Genomic DNA, 21531 nt, shown 5'->3' with positions numbered 1-21531 from the left:
CCAGCGCGCGGCCAGTAACGCTGACAGCGGGTGTGAGTTAAGGTGCGGACTCGGCATGGTCCGTACAACAACTGAGGTTTGACGGCGTTTTTTTCTGGTTGTCGATCTCAACGATCGGCTTCCCATGCTGGAGCCTCTGCGGCCCGTGCACGCGAGCCTAGCCTCGAGGCGAGGCCATGAAAGATTTATCTCGTCAAGGGAGAGGGATGTGGAGTCCAATTATAAGCCGTGGGACGGTTGCAATATAAATCAGTACACTGCCATGCGAAAGCAGCAGCGGCTGATGCAACGATCGGGCAATATGCCTGAAGCTGCAGGGAACTTTGAGCACCTGCTGGACGAGCTGCAACTCAATTCATCTGATACGAGCCCCGCAGAGTCTGGTTCGCCTGACACTCGCCCCACAGACGCGCAAGCGATCCAGCGCGCTGATATCGGCGGTTCGATGCGGATGCCATCGCAGTCCAGCCTGCGGGATGACCGGTTCGGCAGTGCGCGCTTTAGCGTGGACCTCCCTCGCGCACGCTTTGATAGCTCGACTGAAGGGGCATCGCGGTCCGGCTTGCATGACAGGGGGTTCAGTAGCACGCGCTACACCTCGCCGTCAGAAGCGCAGCCTACGATGCGGACGAAAGATGGCAAGAGCCGTGGACTGTGGTCGCGTTTCAAGTCAGGCGTTGGCAACGCCTTCGGCGGGAGTCGTCGCGAAAAGGCATCCGGCGAATCGGCGTCTGACGAGGTCTATTCAGAGCTTCGCATGGATTTTGCCAAGCGCAGCCGCCCGTCCGATGCGGACCTGGGGCTCATTGAAGAATTCAAGGTGGCGTTGTACCGCGAGAAACGTAAGCCTAAGACCGTTGATAACTACGTGACCGTTCTCAGATGGTTCAGCGAGTTCCTTCAATCCAAAGACGTGACACTGGAGGACCTGCTTGGCGACGCTGATTTGTTGAAAGCCTGTAAGGATGACTTCATGAAGGTGGCGAGCAGCAATAGCAGGAATTATTTGGGTGGGGCATTGGACACACTCCAGAACTTCCGCGCCGGAAATCCCTTATCCGCCCCGTGGATGGGCGCGAAACGTCAACCTGTGCATCCCGAAGACGAGCGCCTTATCGGGCAATTCGCGGCCTCAGTCCGAGCGTACGAAGTTGTTCCCGACGGTACCACCGGCCGAGGTCGCGGAAGGGTTCCGATGCCCACGATCAAGGACAATTCAGCGGTTCTTAGGGGGTTTGCTCGTTGGCTCCGAGCAGAGAACAGGGGGCCCTTGACTACTAGGGCTTTTAACGAGCCAAGGTCACTAGCCGCCGACATCGAGGATTACACGGCAGGCGGTGGGGACGATCGTGACCGTCTCAAGTCGGCACTGTCTCATCTCCGGAGGCTCGGGGCTGAGGGGCTCCAAGCATTCGGTCCCGGGCCCCGCCTGATGGGGCGCCAATCAACGCATCCTTATCTCGACGACGCCCTCGTTATCGATCGCCTCTACAGCGAAGCCGTCCGCAACCTTGGACCCGACTCGACCCGCGAACAGAGACTCCGCGTCTCAACCATGTGTTCCAAGCAACGCAGGTTTAGTGATTGGCTTCAAAAGGAGGATAGGGGGAGCCTAGTGAGCCGACTCAACGGCAGTGCTCGGCAGCAACAGTCTTTGAAAGCAGATCGCCAGGACTTCACCAAAGCCACAGGACTGTATGCGGGCGGATTGCGTGAGCTTCGAAAGTACCTGCAAGTCGCCGAGGCGAATAGAGCGCTGGGGTTGTCTCCGCCCGAGGGCGCGCGTTCGTTTACCGGAGAGGGCGCCCGGCAGGAATTTCCAGCAACGCCAGCCACGCCGAGCTCGGGGGCTTGGGATTTGCTCAGGCGGTACACTGAGGAACCTGACTGGCAGCCCAGCGCATTTGACGAGCTTCCAGCAACGCCAGCCACGCCGAGCTCGGGGGCTTGGGATTTGCTCAGGCGGTACACTGAGGAACCTAACTGGCAGCCCAGCGCATTTGACGAGCTTCCCTCACCAGGCTCTGCGAGCTCGGGGGCTTGGGACCAGCTCAGGCGGGGGTTGGAGGAACCCACCGGGTCGACCTCGTGGATGCCTGCCCCGTCGCACGTGGAAAGCTTTAATCAGGAGCGCTTTTGGCAGGAGGTCGACCAGGCCCAGCGGCTGGGACGTGCCGGCGCGACGTCCGCACGGCCAGTGGAGGTGCCGTCCGACTCCGATTTGGGGTCGTTTGGCCCGGATGCACTGCGTGACGATGCCCAATCTGCTCCCCACCGCCGCAACAGGCTGGAGCTCGGGCCGGAGAGCTGGCTGGACGACCGCCATATCAGTGCGGATTACGAGCTCTTGCAGCAGGAGTTGCAGAACATCAATCCGGATCTCGCCGCCCGGACGCGGTTCGTCGATCCCCTCGTAGCCTATCAGCTGCGCTCAAGCACCGAAGATGCCGCGGAAGCTACATTCGGCCACATCGTTCGGGATCAGAATCGTAACGATACCGCCGACTTCCTGTTCCTGCCAGTGAACGATGCCAATCCTACGGATCCTACTCTCCGTGGCAACCATTGGTCGCTGCTGCTCCTTGATCGCCGCGACCGGGCAAACCCGGTCGCCTATCACTACGATTCCCTCAGGGCATACCGATGCCACAACAGCATTGCAGCAGAGCTCGCAGCGAGGCTGCACGCCGGCCGTCCGGTACGACCCGGCATGGCCCAGCAGCGAAACGGCTACGATTGCGGCGTCTTTTTGCTGGACGCCACGCGGGCGCTGGCTGCAGGATTGGAACAAGGACAGCGGCCAGACGAGGTGCACCTCAATGACCTCGTTGGCGATCGCCAGGCACTCCGGCAGCGACTGAGGACTCATCCCCGCTGGGGCTGATGGAGCTCGCTGGAGCGGCTCTCGCCGACACCAGATTGTGGGGTCGCCGCGAGCGAGAGGATCAGGGCGACGACGACCTCCTCCGCTTTCAGGATCGGCCAGTCCGTCGGTCCCTCTCTCCGAACCGTCTGTAAGCCGGCCTGGAAGATGCGATCGGCGCGCCGGGACATCGTCTCTAAACGCATTTTGGCGAAAGTTCAGCCGATCCTCTTGCCAAGCGCCGGTTGGAGATCGCCAAAAATTCAATTTGGCGGAAGAAGTGGTTTGCTCGGCCACTTACCTGCGCCTGCTGTGCGCGGATAGCGAAGGTGCCGATTGGCAGGATGCGACGCGCATCGTCCTGCCCACCGATCCCGTGTGCGAACCGCAACGTGCCCGCCGCGCTCAAAACAGTCACTTGCTCCCGCCAGATAGAGGACGAAGCAGGATTGCAGGCATCTTTTGCGTGGAATGTCGGTATGCGAATTCCGATTTATTCCGGCCGGGTATTCCGACTTGAAGCCGGCCACCGTTCCGATTGAAGCTGCCCACAATTCCGAAATGAAACCGGCCGGCATTCCGAATTGAAGCCGGCTGGAATGCCCGTCGGCAATCAGCTCTACGACCTTTCGCCGGAACTGCGCGCCGATCGAGCGGCCGAACTGCAGTCCATATTCCTTCAGCATCGATCGAACCTGGTTCTCGAGATCACGGCGGATGGCGACAAGTCTCGATCGCGCGACCAAAAGGGATCGGGTTATCTGGCTCTCAATGCTCTTGACGCCTACGGGCGCGTTCTTTTCCCGCTCAGCAGACCGAGGTTGCCATCGGTTGCGACGTTCTCAACCAAATGCTGGCGTGCGGATGCCCGGAGTCTGTCCGCCGCCAAGCAAAAAAGGCATAACAAATCGCATCATAGATTGACCTGCGCCGAATGCCCCGATCGATGCACCAACGCCCACTGCTCCAGCTCTTCAATTGGACGCCCCTCACATCGGTACGAATCGCTTCGGTTATCCCGTTCGCGCCCGGTACGCGGGGCACGAAACATGATAGCCTTCATGCACGTTCCGTCCGTCTATCGAGAATCTCAGCCAGCCGGTCCTCCGCGGAAATTGAGCGCCCGCTCCAAGAACCAAGAAGGATCATCGTCGGACGAATCTGTCTCGACATATCCTTCGTCGCTACTTCGTTCAACGGGATCCTCGCTCTCGGCTTGAAGATACAGTCGAGGCTTGCCTGCCCGCTGCCATTCACCCTCGTTGTTCATCGTCCACTTATCGGACCGTCTAGGGTCAAGCACGAACTGGTTCTCCCCCACGTCAACAAAGCCCATCTGCTCCAGACGGGGCTTCGCCGCATCGTTAGCAGGACGTGACATGATCAAAGGCTTCTTGCCGTCGAGCCGAAGTTGATGTTCGAGCAGAACATCGCCGGCGTTCTCAACGAGCGGGTGCGCAACTCGAAGGGCCACGACCGATGAAATGTTTTTTCGGTCCGGAAAGTATTCCTTCTGCCACTCTTCCCCTTTGATGCGGAATCCTGGGTCCGTCCTTAGGAGCCCGACGCTCTTATCGCCCAACTGGTAGCTGAAGTACTTCGAACCCGCCTCGTCATCTACGGTCGCACCTGCTCTAGCGACAATTGCGGTGCGCTCGGCTTTTGAGGACACGAAATCCGAGTACTCTTGAGGATTATCGGCTATGTGCTTGACATCGACACCATAGAAATCCCTCAACTCTTGCCTGAACTCATCACTGTCCATCTCGTAGATAGGAGGTTCGGGGGTGAGGGAATACGGCCGTGTCGCTGACGACGAACTAGTCCCCGCGCCTGCAAGCGATTCCGTAAACCTCTGATTATCTGCTGCCTGCTCCGATTCATCGACATGGCCTGCGCTTGTAGGTTGGCTGGATGAACCAGTGATTCTGCTATACACGCGATCGCTCTCCATATCTGCACTGTAGTCAATATCGGTCTACTTAAGAGCCTGAATCAAAAAGGATGTTTTGATATCAAGCTCTTGCGAACTCGGCCGGGACGAAAACCCCTGCTTTGCTTCAAATTGCCTCGTCTGCGCCAGCTCCAAGTGCAAATCCAGCACAATGGCCGGAGATATCGCTGAAGCTGCCGGCCCTCACCATGGGCGGTTGAGCTTTCGGCAAACTGACGAGTTCAGAAGAATTCACAACTTGACGTGGCCGCGGTGATGATTTGTCCCGAAGCTGCGACCGCAGATTTCATTTTTGGCGTGGCTCTGGCTTCCCGCCAACACCATCCTGCTGCGGCACATCGGACGAATAAGCGGCTTCAGGAAATCCGTTGCGGACGACCATGGTGGAGGAGCCCCGAAACAGTGTTAGGACCGATTCCCTTGGCGGCGTTTCAGGCATGCGCGCCTGTGCTTCCGCGACGAGACCGTTGAACGTCTGCTCCACGAGCGCGGTGAAGCGCGGCGGACCGGAAACCAAAACGAGGCCATCTCCCGGCGCGGGTCTCACGACGTAGCGATTATCGGAGATCTCAAGCTCGTCAAGGGCCTCCTTGAGCGCATTGAAGCGAATCGAAGTCAACACCAGCATGCGAGTTTGCGATTCTTTTGCGGATGACACGTAGAGGACAAGCCCATCGAAGTACCATTGCAGACCGTACAGGTTGGCCAAGCGGTCGAGGAACTCGCGCGGTGGCAAACCCGGCATGCTCCCGCGAATCCGTCCCTTCACCTCAGCGCTAATATTGACCCGGATATTCATGTTGTTGCCGAATTCCTGCAGCGCGGTAGAGAGATCCTGATCGAGAACCGTATACCTGTAAGGTGTCTTGGAGAGCGATAAAGGGACCCCGAGAGTTCCGTGGATTCCGGTGGCTAGAAAAACCCCGCACACAGAAGTCTCAAAACGTGCAGGGAGACGGATTGGATGAGAGCTCTCAGCATCTCGCACTGATAAACCAAAGTCTGAAATTTTCACAAGTGACTAAGTCGCTCAGTATGACTTTTAACTGACTGCCAGACCATTAGTCAGATTGTCGTCAGCTCGGCCGCCTAGACGTCGGTCAAGCGGAAGCAATTGAGTCCTTGCATTATGATGCCTATCACGTCGATCACTGCCACCCCAACGGACTACCTGCCCAGGGCCGGCTCACCGTCGTTCAGCGAGCAGGCCCAGTTTGAGCGCGCGCTAGCGCATGCGTCCGACCCGCTGAAAAACGACGCCGCCTGGGCGCCACCGAGGGTGCCTGTTCCTCCGGCGATGGATGTTCAACGCGCGGCTACGCAGACGAGCGCCCTGGGCGATCGCGTGTTGCGGACGATTTCTTCGATGTACTCGAATAATATCGTCAGTTCGGCCGCGCCCGACCATCAGGTAGTTCTTTTGAGCGGTGCCCACCCTGGGCCGCAGCAGAAGCTACCTGCCGAAGGTGGCACGGGAACCGGGATGTCGGCCCTTCCGCAAGGGAGGCATGATTTCGAAGCGATGATCGCTGGTCTGCGGGATCTTTACAACGGCGTCACCCAGATTGCTCTTGTTTCCAAAGGTGTCAGCGGCATCACCTCATCGGTGAATAAGCTTCTAAAGGAAGGCTGAGCCGCGGCCATGACTGGCTTAGCCGTCGAAATCATGCGTGGAAGGTCTGGTCGGCGATCGCTTCGCCTTGTCGTGCCACTTCTCGTGGCCCTTAGTGGTTGCAAGGTCGACCTCTACACGCAACTGCAGGAGCGCGAGGCGAACGAGATGCTCGCCCTTCTGATGGACAACGGGGTTGCTGCGGTCCGGGTGGTTGCCAAAGATGGGACCAGCACGATCCAGGTTGACGAAAAGCTGCTTGCTTTCTCAATCAACCTCCTGAATGGCAAGGGGTTGCCGCGCCAGTCCTTCAAGAACCTCGGCCAGATATTCGACGGATCAGGCCTGATTGCCTCGCCAACTGAGGAGCGTGCCCGTTACGTGTACGCACTGAGCGAAGAGCTGTCGCGCACGATCAGCGATATCGATGGAGTGTTATCGGTGCGTGTTCATGTAGTTCTGCCGCATAACGACCTTTTGCGGGCAGGCGCCACGCCGTCCTCGGCCTCGGTTTTTATCAGGCACGACGCCAAAGCAAATCTCTCGGTTCTGCTGCCGAAGATAAAGATGCTCGTCGCCGACAGCATCGAAGGGTTGTCCTACGACAAGGTAGAGGTGGTTTTGGTCCCGGTGGAGCGGCCCGCGCATGAGCAACGGCCCATGCCTGCAACTGTTTTGGCCCAAGCATCCAGGCCCGTTCCAGCGCCACTTCTGGCAACCGTGATCGGCATTGCCGCAGCCGTATTTGCAGTGGCGTGCTATCTCTTAGCCAGCGCTCTTAGCCGCCGGCGCAGCCAACCATCGGGCGAACTTTCCAAGCTCGAGCGGCGGTCGGGTGTTTCTGCTGTCGAGGCCATCCGCAAAAAAACACCGGCGATAGCGCCTAAGTGACATGTCAATGCCAATGCCGATACAGACTGCCCAAACTGATGGTTCGTTCCAATTGCCTGCCTTGGGCTGTAGCGAGCTTGCTGCTTCGGCCCATCCGACTCGTCTTGCAGCGCGTCTTGATCCGGCGTTATCGGCTGCGACGTTGGCACAGTTGCAGCAGTGTCCCAGACTGCACCGCAAACTGACAGAATTGCTGCTTGAGAACGACTCGGAGTCGAGCCGCACCGACTGGGCGCCTGACCTTCTGCACGGGAATGATCCCCATCGGGCTGCCCTCCTTGCGGGTAGTGTATGGCATGCCCGTTCGCTGCTTAAACTTGTGTCCCAGCCTGACCTCAGCGTGCTTATTGAACATATCGGCGCTGATGCGCACGCATTTGGAATCCGACATCAGTCGCACGCCATCGCGAACAGATTGATCGCTGATCCGGAAAAACTCGCGCAGCAAATCGAACACGATGGACATGGCTGTCTTGGTGCTTGGCTCCATGACAGGCCGGTGATGGAGCGTAACCGCGTGCTTCTACGGTTGCCCGTGGGGACCGCGGCAGAAAATCCGGAGCCTGAGCACGGGAACGCCTCCGGCCAGCTGTTTTCTCTTGTAGTAGCTCATTTTGAGACGGAGAACCCGCTGATATGACAGCCGATATTTCCGTGGCGCCAACAGCGCCACAGATGCGCCCAATCGGTCCACTGATACCGGCTAGCGAGCTCGAAATCTGGAATAGCGCCGCACAAGCACGTGCCGGTGCAGAACGGCATCAGCAGCGGGTCCGCAGATGGGCACGTGCCGCGTATCAGCGTGAGTTGGAGCGCGGTCATAGCGAGGGCTTCAATGCTGGCGCCGAGGAAATGGCAGCGCTGATTGCAGAGGCAGTCGCCGAAGTCGCACGACGAAAGGCGGTTCTGGAGCAGGAGTTGCCGCAGCTCGTGATGGAGATACTAAGCGATCTTGTGGGAACGTTCGATCCGGGCGAACTGTTGGTGATGGCTGTTCGTCACGCCATTGAGCGCCAATACAGCGGCGCGGAAGTTTGCCTCCACGTGTGCCCGATGCAAGCGGACATGCTTACGCAAGAGTTTGCTGGATGCGACGGAAAAGATGGTCGGCCGAGGGTTCGGATCGAACCGGATCCGACGTTGTCGCCGCAACGGTGCGTGCTGTGGAGCGAATACGGCAATGTCGATCTGGGGCTTGACGCGCAAATGCGCGCGTTGCGCCTCGGTTTCGGGATTCTTTCCAAAAAAGGCGAACTGTGACCACGCCGGTATCAGAACATAATAGCGGCGCTGCAATCTGGGCTGCCGATCCGGCGATTTCGTCTTTGAGAGCTAAGGCAGAGCGGATCGACACGCGCGTCGTGCGCGGCAGGATCACGCGGGCTGTCGGCACGCTGGTCCATGCCGTCTTGCCAGACACTCGCATTGGGGAACTTTGCCTTCTACAGGACCCGCGAACCGGACTGTCGCTCGAAGCCGAGGTAATCGGCCTGTTGGACTATGGCGTATTGTTGACGCCGATCGGTGACTTGGTGGGGCTGTCCAGCCGCGCAGAAGTCGTGGCCACTGGACGAATGCGTGAAGTACCGGTCGGCGGCAATTTGCTCGGCCGCGTAATTGACAGTCGTTGCCGTCCACTGGACGGCAAAGGCCAAATCGAAACCGCCGAAACTCGGCCGCTGCACGGCAGCGCCCCCAATCCAATGACCCGGCGCATGATCGACCGGCCATTCCCGCTTGGCGTCCGTGCCTTGGATGGTCTCCTGACGTGCGGCGAGGGCCAGCGGATCGGGATTTACGGCGAGCCAGGTTGTGGCAAGTCGACGTTATTGTCACAGATCGTCAAAGGTGCCGCCGCTGACGTTGTCGTAGTCGCGCTCATAGGCGAACGAGGACGTGAAGTTCGTGAATTCATCGAGAGGCACCTTGGCGAGGAGGGCCTTCGCCGTACGGTCGTTGTTGTTGAAACCTCCGACCGCTCGGCGGTTGAGCGGGCGCAATGTGCTCCGATGGCGACAGCGCTCGCGGAATATTTTCGCGAACAAGGGCTACGCGTTGCTCTCATGCTGGACTCGCTGACGCGCTTCTGCCGCGCCATGCGCGAAATAGGCCTTGCTGCGGGTGAGCCGCCGACGCGACGGGGCTTTCCTCCTTCCGTTTTTGGAATGTTGCCAGGTCTGCTGGAGCGCGCCGGCATGGGTGAGCGTGGCTCAATCACGGCTTTCTATACCGTGCTTGTGGAAGGCGATGGCACAGGTGATCCAATCGCCGAAGAATCGCGCGGCATTCTCGATGGCCATGTTGTCCTCTCACGCGTTATTGCGGCGCGATCGCATTTCCCCGCTATCGATGTGCTGCAGAGCCGCAGTCGCGTCATGGATGCGGTCGTTTCGGGGACACATCGCAAGGCAGCATCGTTCTTCCGTGAACTCCTCTCGCGCTATGCCGAGACCGAGTTTTTGATCAATGTGGGCGAATATAAGGAAGGCGGCGATCCCCTGACTGACCGGGCCGTGTCGTCAATCGACGAGATTAGGGAGTTTTTGCGCCAGGGCGAAGACGAGGCGTCAGGATTTGAGGAGACGGTCGCATGGATGTCGCGTCTGACCGAATGAATTATGGTCAGGCTTTGAGATTGCGGCTCCTGAAGGAAATGCAAGAGCGTCGTGCTCTTAGTCAGCTGTCCAAAAAGGAAGCCCAGCGCCATATGGCCACCTCAGCCGCACAGAATGCCTCCCGAGAGCTTGCAATCGCACAGAAGCATTACTCAACGGCTGAAGCAGCGCTCTACCAGGAGCTGATGACGCTTGAAAACTTGTCCAGCGCCGCGCTCGACCGTCACCACCTTCATATTGAGCGGCTTGCGGCTGAGATCACTTTCAGGCGGCAGATGCTTGTTAGTGCGCGCATCGCTCAAGAAAAGGCCGAGATAGCGGCGTCCGAGACGAGGGACTTATGGGTCACGTGTTCGGCGGCAACGCACAAATGGCAACGAATCGAGGACGACGCCCGGCGCGCCGCCGAGATTCATTCGGAGGTCGAAGGCGAGATCGAGGCCGACGATGAGATACTGCTTCGGTATGGGAGAGGTCCGCTTGCCCAGATATCGCACAGTGAAATCCGATAACCCGCGGGTCCTCCGCATGACGCAATCGTGCAATTTTTGGCAACGGCTATGGTGAGGCCCTCTATATTTGAACCAGTGCTGACACTGTCCCATGAGGTCGTGTCGTGGCTCAATGACACAGCGGCTTCCCGCAGCCCGTTTCAGAGCCGGATCAGCGACGTGCCGCTATCGGTGCGTGTGGCAGGGCTTGTCTGGCAAGAGAAATCTGCCGGCATTCCAATGCTTGACTGCATTTGGAAGGTCGGAGCTGAGATGGTCGTCCTGTCCATATCGCGGCCGCTTGTGGAGGGCCTCATCGCTACAGTGCAGAATGGGCTGACTTTCCCTTCCGAACCAACTGCTTCGCTTCTTCTGGAACTTGCACTTGAGCCGCTTGTCGCTCGATTGGAGGATAAGACGCAGTTGAACGTGCAACTCGTGCGCGTGTGTGAAGCCATGACACTGGCTCCTTATCTCGAACTGGATATCGTCTTCGGCCCGATCAGCGGCGCGGGTCGTCTCTTCCTGTTCGCGCATCTTGGCGACTTGGTGCCGTCTGCGTTTCGCGCGTTAGGCGAACTGCTTGCCCAGTTACCGCGACAGCCGCGCGGGGTGTCTCCAGACCTCCCGATCGTAGTTGCAGGAGAGATCGGCACGCTGCGCGTTCCTATGTCGCTTCTTCGAAAGGCATGTGTCGGTGATGCTCTGTTGCCGGACATGGCGTCGTTCGGCCGCGGCGAGATCACCCTATCTTTCGGCCAGTTGTGGGCCGGTGCAGATCTCGAGGGCGACCAGTTCGTCCTGCGGGGGCCTTTCCGTCCGCGATCATGTTCTTTGGAGAATGCGCATATGACACAACCTGGATCGCAACTAGGGCTGACGGAGGATCTCGACGATGTCGAGATCGTGCTTGTCTTTGAATGCGGTCGCTGGCCTATTCCTCTAGGGGAATTAAGAAATGCCGGCGAAGGTCATATTTTCGAACTTGGACGGCCGATCGACGGTCCCGTCGACATACTTGCGAATGGTCAGTGTATCGGGCGTGGCGACATCGTGCGCATTGGGGATGCGCTGGGCATCAGGCTCCTTGGCGGCTTGACATGCAATGACTGAAGTTCAGCCGACAATCCTGGCGCTTCTTGCGATTACCGCCGGACTGGGTCTGCTGGTTCTAGTAGTCGTTACGACCACGGCTTTTGTAAAGTTATCGGTTGTTCTTTTCCTCGTTCGCAATGCGCTCGGGACTCAGACAATACCACCTAACATAGTGCTGTACGCCGTGGCATTGATCCTCACCATGTTCGTTAGCGCGCCCGTTGTTGAACAGACTTATGACCGGATGACTGATCCGAAGCTACGTTATCAGACCCTCGACGACTGGGTAAGCGCTGCCAATTCCGGCAGTGAGCCCCTGCGTGACCATCTTAAAAAGTTCACAAATGAAGAGCAGCGACAATTTTTCCTCTCCTCCACTGAAAAAGTCTGGCCAGAGGAAATGCGTGCCACAGCCACCTCTGATGATCTCTCCATTCTGGTGCCCTCTTTTCTAATATCAGAACTAAAGCGCGCGTTTGAGATCGGCTTTCTCCTTTATCTTCCATTTATCGCTATTGATCTTATTGTTACGACAATTTTGATGGCCATGGGTATGTCTATGGTATCGCCAACACTTATATCTGTCCCTTTCAAACTCTTCGTGTTCGTCGCTATCGATGGCTGGTCGAAATTGATGCACGGACTTGTGTTGAGTTACACAATACCGGGAGGTTGATTATCGCTGAACCCAGTATCGTCACTCTTATGAGTCAATCGTTGGTGGTGTTCATGATCTGGATTCTGCCGCCGCTCACTGCATCGGTGGTCGTTGGCCTCGTCATTGGCATCATCCAGGCCGCGACGCAGATCCAGGATGAAAGTTTGCCACTCACCGTGAAGCTTCTGGTCGTTGTCGCGGTGATTGGCTTGTTTGCTCCTGTGCTGAGCGCCCCGCTGATAGAGTTGGCCAACCAGATCTTTACCGAGTTTCCCGCCATGACACTTAGCTACTAGTCTCCGCCATGTATGCATCACCGGCCGAGATTCAAATCCTGATCCATACAGCTATCGAATTCGCCGTTGCAGCTGGTCTTGCCGCAGGGCGCGCGATAGGCATTATGCTGATCCTACCTGTATTTACACGTACTCAGACCGATGGGCTGATCCGCGGCTGCCTGGCTGTTGCCTTCGGATTACCATTTCTGGCACACGTCAGCGACGGCTTGCAGGCGCTGGATCCTGGAACACGTTTGATCCAGGTAACTCTGCTCGGATTAAAGGAAGTTTTTGTCGGCGCACTGCTTGGCACTTTTCTTGGCATTCCCTTGTGGGGTCTTCAGGCGGCCGGTGAGTTTGTCGATAACCAACGCGGCATCACCAGCCCGTCCGCTCCGTCCGACCCCGCGACGAACAGTCAGGCTTCCGCTATGGGAGTCTTTCTCGGGATCACTGCGATTGCCATCTTCGTCGCATCAGGGGGGCTGGAAACTGTGATCAGCGCCCTTTATGGCAGCTATTTGATCTGGCCCGTGTATAGGTTTCACCCTACATTGAGCACGCAAGGAGCAATGGAGATATCAGGGCTCCTCGATCAGATTATGCGCATGGCTTTATTGGTCTCAGGGCCCGTCGTGTTCTTTATGATTCTGATTGATGTATCTATGATGCTAATGCGTCGCTTTGCGCCGCAATTCAAATTGAGCCAACAGTCCCCGACGATCAAGAATCTTGTCTTTCCGATCATCATGGTCACCTACGCCGCCTATCTGGTCGAGGGCATGAAACTGGAGATCACACAGGCGAATGGCGCGCTCGAGTGGTTCGATAAGTTGCTGAGATGAGCGACACCAGTGAAGAGAAGACACACGCCGCCACCCCCAAGAAGCTAAACGAAGCGCGCAAAAAAGGGCAGCTGCCACGTAGCTCTGATTTCGTTCGGGCGGTCGGCACTTGCGCCGGGCTCGGGTACCTATGGCTAAGAGGCAGCGCAATCGAAGATAAGTCCCGCGAAGTGCTGCTGTTTGCTGACAAGCTGCAGAATCTGCCTTTCGATCTCGCGGTCCGGCAGGCGCTGGTTGTGCTCCTCGAACTCACGCTGGCAACTGTTGGCCCGCTGCTTGGGACCCTAGTCGCTGCGGTGATTTTGGCCAGCTTGCTAGCCAATGGTGGATTTGTTTTCTCTCTCGAACCAATGAAGCCCAATTTTGAGAAAATCGATCCTTTTCAAGGGCTGAAGCGCCTGGTGTCTGCGCGTTCCATCGTCGAACTTGGCAAGACGCTGTTTAAGGTATTCGTTCTCAGCGCTATCTTTTCCCTTTGCCTTCTCGGCATGTGGAAGACGATGGTCTATCTGCCAGTCTGTGGCATGGGCTGTCTGGGACTTGTCTTTGCGGAGGCCAAACTGCTGATCGGAATTGGCGCCGGCGCACTTCTAGCCGCCGGCATGATTGATCTCCTTTTGCAGCGTGCGTTGTTTCTGCGCGAAATGCGGATGACCCAGACTGAAGTCACGCGCGAGGTGAAGGATCAGCAAGGGGCGCCCGAGTTGATCGGTGAACGACGTCGCATCCGCGACGAGACAGCAGACGATCCTCCCCTTGGTGTGCATCACGCCACGCTGGTCTTCAAAGGAAGGGCGATACTGATCGGTATACGCTACGTTCGTGGTAAGACGGGGGTCCCGGTCCTGGTTTGCCGCGCCGAAGGCGAGCGCGTTGCACACCTGCTTAGCGAGGCTCGGGCGCTACGTCTCCAAATTGTCGATGACCATGTCCTAGCGCATCAGCTCATCAGCAAAGCGAAACTGGGCGACCCTGTTCCTGGGCAATATTTCGAGCCCGTGGCGAGAGCACTCTTCGCCGCAGGCTTGGCTTAGTCCCAGTCTAGCCTGAAAAATTCTCGGGGGTTGGTGGATTGTCAAGCGAACTTGAACTGAAGATTTGACACGTATGTGGTGCAAGCCATTGAAAGATGATTTGCCTACGCCGATCCGCGCTCTTCCCGAGACTGCACCGCGATGATCGATCCTACGCTGCCGCTGAGCGGTTTGTCACCAGTCGGCGGCAAGGACTGCTTCGCCCGTTTCGACGGCGGCATGCTGTCGTCCAACAACAGTGTCTTCGCCTCTGGCCGGACAGTCTGGCGCGCATTTATCGACCATCCGCGCTGCCCGTACAACGTCCTCCACAGCCTGGCGGATATCACCGGCTTCCGCATGAAGATGATTGCCGCCGGTTATGAGGATGGCAATGATGCCAACCGGTTGCGCTCCAATCCGATCTTGACGATGGCCCGGTATGCGCTGCATTCGGGGTCGGGATCTGGCCTCCCACTCGACGATGTGCCGGCTGGAGAACCTGCCCCGCGGTGCGGGAATTCGTCGTTATGGGCCGTGCAATGGCTTCCGCTGCAATAGTTAAGACTTAATCTGACAGACGGTGTCATAGCTGAAGCGGGAGCCGAGGCTGGGCGCGGAGCGGTCGGGTTGCGCAGCGTCCCCGCCTCGGCGTTCGATGAGGACACCGGACATGACAAAGGTAAGCAGTGTTTCGGGTTTTCGAGGCCACCTTTCGGGAGTGATCGCGATCGCCGAGAGGTGGCTTCGTTTGTCTGAACAGTTTGGCGGGGTTTTGTAAGTGGATTTCCGCCTCTGTCATGCCGCTGCGAGGATTGGCTTTGGCATGTTGAAGTAGGCCTGATCCGGTGTCTTCCGGTCAAGCGATGAATGAGGACGTCTGGTATTGTAAAAGATCAGATACCGGGCGATCCCGGTCCGGGCCTCCGGCACGCTGGTATAGGCATGCAGGTAGACCTCCTCATATTTGATAGTCCTCCATAGCCGCTCGACGAAGACGTTGTCGCGCCAGGCTCCTTTTCCGTCCATGCTGATTTTCACGTCGGCATCCGTCAGGGTCTTGATGAAGTTGATGGAGGTGAACTGGCTTCCCTGGTCGGTGTTGAAGATGTCGGGCTTGCCGTATCGGGCCAGCGCCTCTTCGACGGCCTCGATGCAGAACGCGGCCTCCAGCGTGATCGACAGCCGCCAGGACAGCACGCGTCGGCTGAACCAATCAACGACGGCGGCCAGATAGACGAAGCCGCGCGCCATCGGGATGTAGGTGATGTCCATCGCCCAGGCCTGGTTGGGTCGGGTGACCGGCAGATTGCGCAAGAGGTAGGGATAGACCTTGTGGCCCGGCGCCGGCTTCGAGGTGTTGGGGCGACGGTAAAGAGCCTCGATGCCCATTTTCCTCATCAGCGTGGCTACGTGACGCCGGCCAACGCTGTGGCCATCCGCATTCAAAAGCCCTTGTAGCATCCGGCTTCCCGCAAAGGGGTAGTCGAGATGCAATCTGTCGATCCGGTGCATCAGCGTAATTTCGGCGGCCGAGGGAGGTCGCGGCAGATAATAGACGCTGCCCCGGCTGATCCCGAGCGCGCGGGCCTGGCGGGTGAGCGACAGAGCGTGGTTGCGGTCGATCATTTCTTTGCGCTCAACAGCCCGGCCTTGTTGAGCGCTCCCTCTAAAAAATCGTTCTCCAGCGTCAGTTCGCCGATCTTCGCATGCAGCGTCTTCACGTCCACGATCGGAGCCGCCGGTTCGGCCTTCCCATCCGCGCCAAACACCCCAGATGCTCCCTCCAGGAGGAGGTCCTTCCATTGCTTGATCTGGTTGGGATGCACATCGAATTGCTGCGACAACTCGATAAGGGTCCGCTCGCCGCGGATTGCAGCAAGCGCAACTTTCGCCTTGAACTCAGGGCTGTGATTACGGCGGGGGCGTTTCGTCATGGTCTCTCCTGTTCCCGGCTTCTATGCCGTGTTCAGGCAGAAATTCCACTCATAACCCCTGTCCAAATTTCCCGATCCAGCTCTATCGTGCGGTTGCGCTGCAGATCCTTGAGGCGGTCTCCGATCGGGCTGTCGAAGCAGCGATATTGGCGTCCGACCAAGTTGAGCGCTCGAGAAAAGACATCATGGCCGCCGTCGAACGGGAGCTTGAAGTCGCAGGCTACGAAGCATCTCTTGCAGCGCGCCGATACGAGCTTGTGGATCCTGCCAAGCGCCATGTGGCCCGTGAACTGGAGGCGCGCTGGAACGGTGCATTGGAACGGGTAGCCGAGCTTGAAAGCCGCATCACGGAATTGCGCGCCGCGTCGGCGGAAAGTCCCAAAATCGACCGCGCCCTGCTTCTGCAACTTGCGCATGATCTGCCGCGGGTTTGGAATGCAACGTCCACGGACACACGCACCAAGCAGCGACTGGTTCACATCGTTGTCCGAGAGATTGTTTGCGATCTCGATAAGAACACCAATGAGGCGGTTCTACTCATCCACTGGACCGGCGGCCGGCACACGGACGTTCGTGTTGCTCGCGTCAAGACGGGCCGATATCCGGGGGATTTGGCACCCACTGCCGTTGACGCACTTCGCAAACTCGCTGGTCGTTGGCCCGATCGAGAGCTCACCGTGTCGCTCAATCGGATGCGCTGTAAGACCGGCGACGGCGAGACCTGGACGACCGTTCGCGTGCGGGAAACGCGCGAACGCTTGGGCTTGCCGGACTACGACCCCGCATCATCGGACGGTCAAACGATCGGCCTTGCGAAGGCTGCGGAACATTTTGGAATTTGTGTCGGATCAGCAAAGAGCTTGGTGCTGAAGGGCATCTTGCCGGCAACACAGGCAATCAAGGGCTCGCAATGGTTAGTTCCTGTCGAGGCGCTAAGCTCGGAAACAGTACGCCTAGCGGTGCAGCGCGTGATCGAACGTCGAGCCAAAAACCACATTGATTATCAACATGATAGGATGATCCGGCTGCCCGGACTCTGACAAGAGGATGTACAATGAAACGAGCTGTGCGGATCGGATCAAGCTGATCTTCTGGGACTGGCACCGTGGTTTGCCTTTACGCGAAGCGGCTGGAGGATGGCGAGTTCCGCTTGCCGGAAGTCCGAAGTTGACCATTCCAGGACCAAGAATCCGCAAACGAACGGAACCGCCGAACGCTTCCACAGACGGTGCTGGACGGGTTTCTATCGCGTCGCCTTCCGTAAGAAGATCTTCGGCTCGGTCGCCGAACTGAAGGCCATTCTGGATGAATGGGTCAGGAGCTACAATGAGGCGCGGCCGCATGAGGGGCGGTGCTGCTTCGGCAGGACGCCGATGCAGGCTTTCCTTGACGCCGTGCCGCTCGCGAGGGAGAAAATAATCGCCGCCTGAGCCCATCCGATAGGCGGAGCCGGCCGATCTCCGGACGCCAACTGTTCGATCAGGTCCCAGCTACTACGCTTCCGCGCATCTCGGGCACTTATTGGCGGTGGGCGCCAGGAAGGGGCTCCTAACTCGGCGGCTGATCCCCAACCGTGGCTAGGCGACGTTCTCGCTCGCCGCTTGGTCGGCAGATTGGCAGCCAGCAAGACTCGAAAAGTTCAGTCGACCTGACCGGCGGCCTTGGCCGGCCGGCGCAGGTCGCAGCCTGATCTCAACAAAACCCTAACGGCAGTTCGGAATTCGCCTGCATCAGGGAGAACGCCTTCGTCAGCTGGTCGTCAACCAAACCGACTACCTAGGGAGGCTGTGGGCCAAACTAGCCTCAACCTAATGCTAAACACAGGAGTGCGGTATTATGCATGGTCGAATTGGTGGCTCGTCCGATCGCCACTACACGCGCAGTGCGAATAGGCAAACGGATGCACAAACCCAACAGTTCGCGGACACGTTTACCCGCATGGACTTAGCTGGATCGGATTCCAGCGGCGGTTCATCGTCGGCGGCTACGCAATCGTATTCGCTTCATCCCAGACCTCCGGTGGTAGAGATCGACAGGTCTTCTTTCAGGAGTCAGGTGAGGCAATTTCATGGCGAAAAAATCATGCACATTGCCGACAATCCACGGGAGTATTCGCAATTCGTATCCTCACGGGCCAGACGTACTGCGGAGGTTGCTAGGCAATATGGCATCCGTCGAGATTCGGAGCACGCGCGATATTTCAGCTATCAATTGGGAAACCAGAGTGCCGGACTGATGAGAACGGAAGGCGGCTTCAGCATGACTGAGTTCGAATCCGCAAATTGGCGCCATCAATTTCCTGGTCGAACTGAGATCACCTCCATAGTCGATTTTCAGGTGGCTCATCCGCTCGTCGAGAACGCAGGCGATATACTGCTGGAGCATCAACTTCGGATGGACGGCGACCTGCCATTGCTGAATTGGCGCGCCGCTAATCCAGAAGCGCAAGCCCGCGCAGCGATGATGGGGTTTGTTGAGGTAGGTGATGGCGACATGGTCCTTGACCCTACCCAACATCCCGAAAAGTGGACGAAGAACAGTGCCGGCGAATGGCAGCGTGCAGACAAACCGCCGCGCTACCTCTGCAAAACTGAGGGTAGCGAGAGCAGTGATGTCGAGAGTTTACCAAGTTCACCTAGATACTCGTTCGAGGATGACTTCATGTGATCGACGGGCGCCGCCGGACTTTGCAACCGTTGCCGTGCGCCCCCGTCTTCAAGAGATTGAAATCCGAGTATTGTTTTGGATTCCCGGCGATTGGTTCGATTCGTCGCCGTAGAAAACACTCCGGTGCGATTGCTTGGCTCCAGCACCCTGCTCCCGCGCCAGCAGAGCCGCAGCAATGCAGCCCCGCTCGCCGGGAAGATGAACTGCGGCATGAATGCGCATGGTGGCTGCAGCAGGCAAGCGAACCGAATTAGGGACGGGACACCGCCTCTTCGCGGACGATCTTCCGGATTGATTTCGGAGCGAGCCCGACGACGGCGGAGCGCTCTGTCACGTCTAACTTCAGATACGTGGCAGCTCCGCTCGGCCTCTTGCTGTAGTTGAGTTACGTGGCCGGCAGCTCGTACACCGCCTCGCATTTACCGTTTTGGCTCAAGACGGAAATTCCTTCAATTTGCTTAATACTCATCTGGCACCGCAACTCATGGGCACCACAAGCGAGGAGCTCGCGAGACGCCTAAAGAGCGGCCTTGGCGAACAGCCTGCGTCGAAGCTGCCGCCTCGGCAACCAGATGGACGTGGATGGCACTAAGTGGCCAACAAAGACTTACAGAACGCGGGGGTGAGCTTGCCTCGGTGGATCGCGACGCTTTCGTGAGTCGCAGCATGGGCCTCCTGCCACTGCCGATTGTGACCACGCTGTTGATTGGACTTGACGTGGCAAGCGGCGAACTCGGCGGTGTCCAGCGTTGCCAACTCCCGCGCGTATACCGGCCGTTTCGTATGAATGTGGACCCACATCGGACTCGGCATTGCACCATTGCGCAGCGCCTTGTGCTGGAGCCTGATCTCAAACAGATGGCCCGGCTCGCCACGCAACGCGGACGGCTGATCCGGTGGGATCAGCTCCCCGGCCGTCCGCAATTGCTCAAGGTACTTCTGCGACGGAAGTGCGTAAGTCTTCATGCAATCGGTCGCAATAGCGGCCTTTTGCTCCTTCAAAGCCTTCACCTGTCCCCGCGCCTGGCTCAACATGTTGTTTAGCTGTTCTGTGTCTTCGTGCAATTTCGTTATTTGCGCACCCGAAAGCAGGAGGCGCAGACGAGGCTCCTTAAACGCTGCCAAAGAGGCCTCCATCTCGGCGGCTTGGGTCTGAAGACGCTCGACCACAGAGTCGACGATGTGTTCGGCGTCCTCGGGGCTCATCTTGCGCGCTTGAGAGATTTCCCTTTGCAGACCAGCCAGATCGAACTGCAGGAGTTCGGTCAAGCGTGCGAATCGTGGTGTCAGCACCTCCTTCGAGGCTGGGGCGTGCCAGGCCGCCAAGCGCGCTGCCGCCTCCTTTGCACTCTTCTGCGCCTCCTCTGCACTCAAGAGCTTCTTCGTACCTAGATTCGTGCGTACGAGCACCTTGGCTACCGGCGCCGGGATTTTGACATCCGCAGCGATTTGCGGCGACTGTTGTCCGGCTGCCGAATTGCTGGCGTCGGCGACTGAGGTGCTTGCGCGAGCGCCCTGCTTGCGCTTGCCTTTCCCCTTCCCTTTCCTGGGCGCTGCGGCCGGTCCAGCGCCCGTGTCCGCCGGCGGTTCAACGATGGCCGGCCAGTTCGGCTGCAGTTCCAGTAGGCGCACAACATGGTCCGCAGTGATCGACGCGTCCTCCACGATCCTGTCCAACAGTTCTAGTGGGAGGCCGCCGCTTGTTGGGTGATCGCTCAGGTTTGCGCGCACGTCCCGTAACGCCCATTCAAATTCCGAAAGCCGCTTCACCACGCCCTCCAAAACGGCGCAGTGATCTGCGTCGAGTGGGCGTCCCGTGCTGTCCCTGACAGCAGGTACTGCCGACGCGAATGCCGGAGCAACATCGTCCACGAAGGCATCCAGCAGAGGCAGCCGTCCGTTCTCAAACAGGAGGATTTCCCTCACGGCTGGTTCGAACGTGTCCACCTGCGACTCAATTTTGACGTGCGCGGAATCCATCCGCGACAATCCAAGCGCGAACCGTGCAAACATCAGCTCGCCGGTCGCCCGGCGCATCAGGATCTGATCTTCCTGCCGCATCTCGGCCGTTGCATTTGGTAAGCTGGCTTTGGTGGCGGAGGCGAAGCACTGTTGTTCGCAGCCCCATATCCTTTTTTCCCACCAGTTTATGCAGGCAACCTGCGCCTTCGCCGCGCTGAGATACATTCTGGTCATCTGGTCGGGGCTTGCCAGGGATTTAAGCCTCCTGATCAATTTTACCGAATCGGTTACGTGCGTTTCCAAGTTGTCGAGAGTCGGTGTTGTCCGTGTGTAGTATTTGTCCACCGCATCAATCACGAGGTCGCAGCATTGACGCACCCTCCAGTCGGGCATAATGCTCCGCGCCAAAGCCGGCGACGGGCTCAGGCTCGCGTAATGCTCCAGAACTGCTGAGCCTGCAACGACGACACGGTCCATCAGTTCTGGCTCGTTGCGGTTCTGCTCCGCTGCATTGCGGCAAGCGACCAGTTCCCCAAAGAGCTCGTCCATTCGTGCCTGTGGTGACACGGAAATCGGGACCGTCACACCCGAGGTTGGCGGCTGGCTGGCGGCCGGCGCCAGGGCTTCACTCTCCAATGTCGACGGAACAC

General features: G+C 58.3%; 19 protein-coding genes and 2 pseudogenes. 16 read left to right on the top strand and 5 right to left on the bottom strand.

All coding sequences use genetic code 11. The annotated features are described in order from the left end of the window. Positions 1 to 262: 262 nt before the first annotated feature. Positions 263 to 2884: a Ulp1 family isopeptidase gene (locus ABVK50_RS04395; protein ID WP_353642675.1), complete on the top strand. Its 2622-nt coding sequence runs from the start codon at positions 263 to 265 to the stop codon at positions 2882 to 2884. Between the two features lie 760 nt (positions 2885 to 3644). After that, a pseudogene (locus ABVK50_RS04390) lies at positions 3645 to 3767 on the top strand (IS5/IS1182 family transposase); the annotation flags it as partial. A 186-nt stretch (positions 3768 to 3953) separates the two neighbouring features. On the opposite strand, the gene ABVK50_RS04385 reads toward ABVK50_RS04390, so the two are convergent. Together ABVK50_RS04385 and ABVK50_RS04380 are read right to left on the bottom strand one after the other, a co-directional pair. After that, a complete protein-coding gene (locus ABVK50_RS04385; protein ID WP_353642676.1) occupies positions 3954 to 4802 on the bottom strand; it encodes a host specificity protein in 849 nt (282 codons plus the stop codon). Positions 4803 to 5103: 301 nt separating this feature from the next. After that, a pseudogene (locus tag ABVK50_RS04380) lies at positions 5104 to 5798 on the bottom strand (secretin N-terminal domain-containing protein). 148 nt (positions 5799 to 5946) lie between these two features. Between ABVK50_RS04380 and ABVK50_RS04375 the strand changes: the two are divergent. Next, positions 5947 to 6450 carry a nodulation protein NolB gene (locus ABVK50_RS04375; protein WP_353642677.1) on the top strand — a complete coding sequence of 168 codons (504 nt, stop codon included), beginning with the start codon at positions 5947 to 5949 and terminating at the stop codon, positions 6448 to 6450. A gap of 9 nt (positions 6451 to 6459) precedes the next feature. After that, the gene (gene sctJ / locus ABVK50_RS04370; RefSeq protein ID WP_353642678.1) at positions 6460 to 7320 is read left to right on the top strand and encodes a type III secretion system inner membrane ring lipoprotein SctJ; all 861 of its coding nucleotides are present in this window, start codon (positions 6460 to 6462) and stop codon (positions 7318 to 7320) included. 127 nt (positions 7321 to 7447) lie between these two features. Here sctJ and ABVK50_RS04365 read toward each other — a convergent pair whose 3' ends face one another. Next, positions 7448 to 7786 (bottom strand): hypothetical protein, encoded by a 339-nt coding sequence (locus ABVK50_RS04365; protein WP_353642679.1) that lies wholly within the window; start codon positions 7784 to 7786, stop codon positions 7448 to 7450. 170 nt (positions 7787 to 7956) lie between these two features. On the opposite strand from ABVK50_RS04365, the gene sctL reads away from it, so the two are divergent. The 9 genes from sctL (at position 7957) to ABVK50_RS04320 (ending at position 14876) form a co-directional block, all read left to right on the top strand. Next, complete coding sequence (gene sctL / locus ABVK50_RS04360; protein ID WP_353642680.1) at positions 7957 to 8580, top strand: type III secretion system stator protein SctL; 624 nt, start codon at positions 7957 to 7959, stop codon at positions 8578 to 8580. Then, on the top strand, positions 8577 to 9935 hold the full coding sequence (sctN, locus tag ABVK50_RS04355; RefSeq protein WP_353642681.1) for a type III secretion system ATPase SctN: 1359 nt from the start codon (positions 8577 to 8579) through the stop codon (positions 9933 to 9935). Before sctL ends, sctN begins: the two co-directional genes overlap by 4 nt. Then, positions 9911 to 10447 carry a hypothetical protein gene (locus ABVK50_RS04350; protein WP_353642682.1) on the top strand — a complete coding sequence of 179 codons (537 nt, stop codon included), beginning with the start codon at positions 9911 to 9913 and terminating at the stop codon, positions 10445 to 10447. Before sctN ends, ABVK50_RS04350 begins: the two co-directional genes overlap by 25 nt. Positions 10448 to 10474: 27 nt before the next feature. Further along, positions 10475 to 11539 carry a type III secretion system cytoplasmic ring protein SctQ gene (gene sctQ, locus ABVK50_RS04345; protein WP_353642683.1) on the top strand — a complete coding sequence of 355 codons (1065 nt, stop codon included), beginning with the start codon at positions 10475 to 10477 and terminating at the stop codon, positions 11537 to 11539. Then, entirely contained in the window at positions 11532 to 12197 is a 666-nt protein-coding gene (gene sctR, locus ABVK50_RS04340; RefSeq protein ID WP_353642684.1) for a type III secretion system export apparatus subunit SctR, read from the top strand. The genes sctQ and sctR overlap by 8 nt, the downstream gene beginning before the upstream one ends. A 2-nt stretch (positions 12198 to 12199) precedes the next feature. Next, the gene (locus ABVK50_RS04335) at positions 12200 to 12475 is read left to right on the top strand and encodes an EscS/YscS/HrcS family type III secretion system export apparatus protein (protein ID WP_353646025.1); all 276 of its coding nucleotides are present in this window, start codon (positions 12200 to 12202) and stop codon (positions 12473 to 12475) included. An 8-nt stretch (positions 12476 to 12483) separates the two neighbouring features. After that, entirely contained in the window at positions 12484 to 13302 is an 819-nt protein-coding gene (gene sctT / locus ABVK50_RS04330) for a type III secretion system export apparatus subunit SctT (RefSeq protein ID WP_353642685.1), read from the top strand. Then, positions 13299 to 14336 (top strand): EscU/YscU/HrcU family type III secretion system export apparatus switch protein, encoded by a 1038-nt coding sequence (locus ABVK50_RS04325; RefSeq protein ID WP_353642686.1) that lies wholly within the window; start codon positions 13299 to 13301, stop codon positions 14334 to 14336. The genes sctT and ABVK50_RS04325 overlap by 4 nt, the downstream gene beginning before the upstream one ends. 141 nt (positions 14337 to 14477) lie before the next feature. Further along, complete coding sequence (locus ABVK50_RS04320) at positions 14478 to 14876, top strand: hypothetical protein (protein WP_353642687.1); 399 nt, start codon at positions 14478 to 14480, stop codon at positions 14874 to 14876. Positions 14877 to 15113: 237 nt separating this feature from the next. On the opposite strand, the gene ABVK50_RS04315 is transcribed toward ABVK50_RS04320, so the two are convergent. Beyond that, positions 15114 to 16252, bottom strand: a protein-coding gene (locus ABVK50_RS04315) for an IS3 family transposase (RefSeq protein ID WP_353642688.1) whose coding sequence is annotated in 2 segments (ribosomal slippage) — positions 15114 to 15994 and positions 15994 to 16252 — 1140 coding nt in all. Because the reading frame shifts where the segments join, the coding sequence is not laid out codon by codon here. A gap of 185 nt (positions 16253 to 16437) precedes the next feature. On the opposite strand from ABVK50_RS04315, the gene ABVK50_RS04310 reads away from it, so the two are divergent. The 3 genes from ABVK50_RS04310 (at position 16438) to ABVK50_RS04300 (ending at position 18919) form a co-directional block, all read left to right on the top strand. Continuing rightward, positions 16438 to 17292 carry a hypothetical protein gene (locus ABVK50_RS04310; RefSeq protein ID WP_353642689.1) on the top strand — a complete coding sequence of 285 codons (855 nt, stop codon included), beginning with the start codon at positions 16438 to 16440 and terminating at the stop codon, positions 17290 to 17292. A gap of 96 nt (positions 17293 to 17388) precedes the next feature. Continuing rightward, entirely contained in the window at positions 17389 to 17682 is a 294-nt protein-coding gene (locus ABVK50_RS04305; protein ID WP_353642690.1) for an integrase core domain-containing protein, read from the top strand. 652 nt (positions 17683 to 18334) lie between these two features. Then, entirely contained in the window at positions 18335 to 18919 is a 585-nt protein-coding gene (locus ABVK50_RS04300; protein ID WP_353642691.1) for an effector protein NopP, read from the top strand. Positions 18920 to 19507: 588 nt separating this feature from the next. Here ABVK50_RS04300 and ABVK50_RS04295 read toward each other — a convergent pair. Next, positions 19508 to 21430, bottom strand: a complete 1923-nt coding sequence (locus ABVK50_RS04295) for a hypothetical protein (protein WP_353642692.1) — start codon at positions 21428 to 21430, stop codon at positions 19508 to 19510. Between the last annotated feature and the right edge of the window lie 101 nt (positions 21431 to 21531).

It is taken from the genome of Mesorhizobium sp. WSM2240, assembly GCF_040438645.1.
GTDB lineage: Bacteria > Pseudomonadota > Alphaproteobacteria > Rhizobiales > Rhizobiaceae > Allomesorhizobium.
Note: the sequence above shows the minus strand (reverse complement) of the source record. Positions and strands in the feature narration are given on the sequence as shown.